The sequence below is a fragment of the Hyphomicrobium sp. genome, from assembly GCF_020852195.1.
In the GTDB taxonomy this organism is placed as follows: Bacteria; Pseudomonadota; Alphaproteobacteria; order Rhizobiales; family Hyphomicrobiaceae; genus Hyphomicrobium_C.
The window spans coordinates 1-3,184 of sequence record NZ_JADZBI010000089.1; the positions used below are offsets into that span (position 1 = coordinate 1).

The following is a 3,184-nucleotide window of genomic DNA, read 5'->3' on the forward strand; positions in this document are numbered from 1 at the left end:
ATAGATGTTCTTGGCCATCGAGTTGTAGATGGCGTCGAAGCAGACGCCGAAGAAGTCGACGAACATCAGCTCGACGATCGGACGCATGCCGTCAGAGGCGGCCCCTACGGCGGCGCCCATGAAGGCGGTCTCGGAGATCGGGGTGTCGCGCACGCGCTCGCCGCCGAACTCCTCGAACAATCCGCGCGTATTTCCGAATACGCCGCCGAGTTGGGCAACGTCCTCGCCCATGACGAAGACTCGCGGATCAATCCGCATCTCTTGAGCAATCGATTCAGCCATGGCGCGAGCGATCGTAAGTCGGCGCTCGTTGACCGCAGCAGCAGCCACGGAAGACATGGGGCGTTTCTCCTGTAATTTTTGGGCTACGTTTGTTTTTGAACCGGTGTGGAAGCGTCCGTCAGGCGAACACCTTCTCCAACGCTTCCTCCGGAGCCGGATACTCGCTCTCGCGAGCGAACTTGATGGCTTCATCCACTTTGCGCCGAGCTCTGGCGACGATCTCTGCGTTGTCGGCGTCCGTAAGCCCGTCCTCGGCCTGCAGCCGCTTCAACAGCGCGGGTATCGCATCCCTCGCCCGCGGAGAATCGAGCTCTCCCTTGGGGCGGTACCCTTCCGCGTCACCCATGAAGTGACCGGCAAGGCGATCGGTCTCGATATCGATCAGGGTCGGCCCTCCGCCGCTGCGCGCGAGCCGGATAGCCTCGCCGGCGGCCGAGAAGACCGCGATCGGATCGTTCCCCTTTACAAGATGGCCGGGCATGCCATAGGCCTGCGCCCGCAGCGCGTTGTTCGGCACCGCCGTGGAGGACTCCTTGGAGACCGAGATGCCCCACGCGTTGTCCTCGACGACAAAGATTACGGGCAGCTTCCACAGCGCGGCCAGATTGAGCGCCTCGTGGAAGGCTCCCTGGTTGGCGGCACCCTCTCCAATATAGGAGACGGCAACACCCTCCTTGCCCTGCAGCTTTCGCGAAAGGGCGGCGCCGACGGCCGGCCCCATTCCCTGCGCGATGATCCCTGAGCAACTGAAGTTCACGTCGGGATCGAAGATGTGCATGTGGCCACCGCGGCCACCGCTGAGGCCGGTCTTCTTTCCGAAGATCTCCGCGGCCATCTTCTTGAGGTCAACGCCCTTGGCAATGGCCACATGGTGGGGACGATGCGTCGAGGTGACGATGTCGCTCGGCGTCAGGTGCGCACAGACGCCCACGGCACAAGGCTCCTGACCATTCGAGAGATGCATCTCTCCCGGAATGGGTCCCTTGGCCATGTTGAAGACGGGCTTCTTCCCCTCGAGATAAATCTGCTCAATCGTCTCTTCGAAGAACCGGCTGACGAGCATCGTCTCGTACATCCAGAGCTTCTGATCGCGTGTTGGAAGCAAAGACTCCTCCCCAGAAACATTTTTATTTCGCGCGACAACCGCGGCATGGACCTGCCATGAGCCCCATCTCTCGCGTGCGGATACGCCAACGCATTCTTCGTGCCAGAGTTGCGCAGGCAGTTAAGGCATTGACGAACTATGAAAAACATCCGCGTATCGCGATCCCCCGCAGCACGTGATGTCTCGCCGCTGCAACAATCGTCGCACGCGGATCAAGGGGCACGCCGCGCCGGGCATCGGATTTCAGCGATAGAAACGCCGACCGCACGCGCAGGGTCTCGCTGCACGGCGCAGAGTCCGTCGCCCGGCGGAAAATCCGGCTTCACCTGGGCAATGGCGGCACCCGGGAGCACGCCGATAATGCGATGCAGCAATGCAGAAGTGTGACAGCGATTATTACAACACTTGGATCAATGCGGAGACAGATGTCTCCGAGCGGCCGCGATGCAGACCCGGAATTTGGGACGCAGCCAAGCAGATCCGACTTGGCATGGCGCTTGCCCCATAATGGTTGAAGAAAAGAGAACGGGCACGCCACGCAGCGTGCCCGCACCCCGGAGGAAAGAATGACACGGTCTCGTCTGCTGCCGCGCACACGCCAGCTTACAGGGGTCTTCGCAGGCTCCCCTTCCCTCCCTGCTTGATCGAGCCGGTTTGGCCAAAGCCAGTCTGCATGGGGAGGTCCGACTGTGGCTGCAGGCGTCTTACACGCTCCAGATTTTCAGACATCATACGATCGGCCCGGGCATCGAGATCGAGCTACGCTGGGGATGATCTCCTGTGTCGGAAGCACGGCAGAGTTCGCATAAACAGGAAAAACGGTGAGGAGGCGACAAGGATGAATGTAAACCGATTGAAGCGTATTGCCGGCGCGGCAGTGCTGCTGGCCGTAGCCGGTACGTTTCCGGGAACTTGGAACAGTGCTTCGGCGGAAACGGTCGTCGACGATGCCGCTATGACCGACCCGAACCAGAAGGACAACTGGCTGGCCTATGGGCGCGATCATAGCGAACAGCGTTTCAGCCCGCTCGACCAGATCAACGTCGACAGCGTCGGACAGCTTGGCTTGGCCTGGTCGCTGCCGCTACCGGAAGACCGTGCGCTCGTCGGCACTCCGCTCGTCGTCGATGGAGTGATGTATTTCACGGGGAGCTACAGCAAGGCGCGCGCCGTAGACGCGAAAACAGGAAAGCTGCTCTGGGAGTACGACCCCGAGACCTTGAAGCACGCGGGGGATCGCTCGCGCATGCTGTGGGGCTGGAGCCGCGGACTGACCATCTACAAAGGCAAGGTGATCATCGCGACGGCCGACGGCCGCCTCATTGCCCTTGACGCAAAGACGGGAACTCCGATCTGGACCACGCAGACGTTCGATCCGAAGCTGCCGCTTCATATCAGCGGCGCCCCTAAGGCGTTCCGCGACCTGGTCATCATCGGCAACGGCGGTTCCGAGCAGGGCGGCGGCCGCGGCTTCATCACCGCCTATCACGTCGAGACCGGAGAGCAGGCTTGGCGGTTCTATGTCGTTCCCGGAAACCCTGCTGACGGCTTCGAGGACGAAGCCCAGGAGATGGCAGCCAAGACCTGGACCGGGGAATGGTGGAAGCTCGGCGGCGGCGGCCAGACCTGGAACGGGTTCACCTATGATGCCGAGTTCGACCAGCTGCTGGTCGGAACCGGCAACGGCGGTCCCTGGAACCAGAAGATCCGCAGCCCCGATGGAGGCGACAACCTGTTCCTTTGCTCGGTCGTCGCCCTCGATGCGAAGACCTGATAGTACAAGTGGCACTACCAGAC

The 3,184-nt window shown here is 61.6% G+C and carries 2 protein-coding genes and 1 pseudogene; 1 reads left to right on the top strand and 2 read right to left on the bottom strand.

Annotation, left to right across the window (positions count from 1 at the left end; all coding sequences use genetic code 11):
- Positions 1 to 339 (bottom strand): annotated as a pseudogene (locus IT540_RS07090) (alpha-ketoacid dehydrogenase subunit beta); the annotation flags it as partial.
- A 61-nt stretch (positions 340 to 400) separates the two neighbouring features.
- Positions 401 to 1,387 carry a thiamine pyrophosphate-dependent dehydrogenase E1 component subunit alpha gene (locus IT540_RS07095; RefSeq protein ID WP_291175041.1) on the bottom strand — a complete coding sequence of 329 codons (987 nt, stop codon included), beginning with the start codon at positions 1,385 to 1,387 and terminating at the stop codon, positions 401 to 403.
- An 838-nt stretch (positions 1,388 to 2,225) separates the two neighbouring features.
- Between IT540_RS07095 and IT540_RS07100 the strand changes: the two genes are divergently transcribed.
- Positions 2,226 to 3,161 (top strand): PQQ-binding-like beta-propeller repeat protein, encoded by a 936-nt coding sequence (locus IT540_RS07100; protein ID WP_291175044.1) that lies wholly within the window; start codon positions 2,226 to 2,228, stop codon positions 3,159 to 3,161.
- Positions 3,162 to 3,184: the final 23 nt, after the last annotated feature.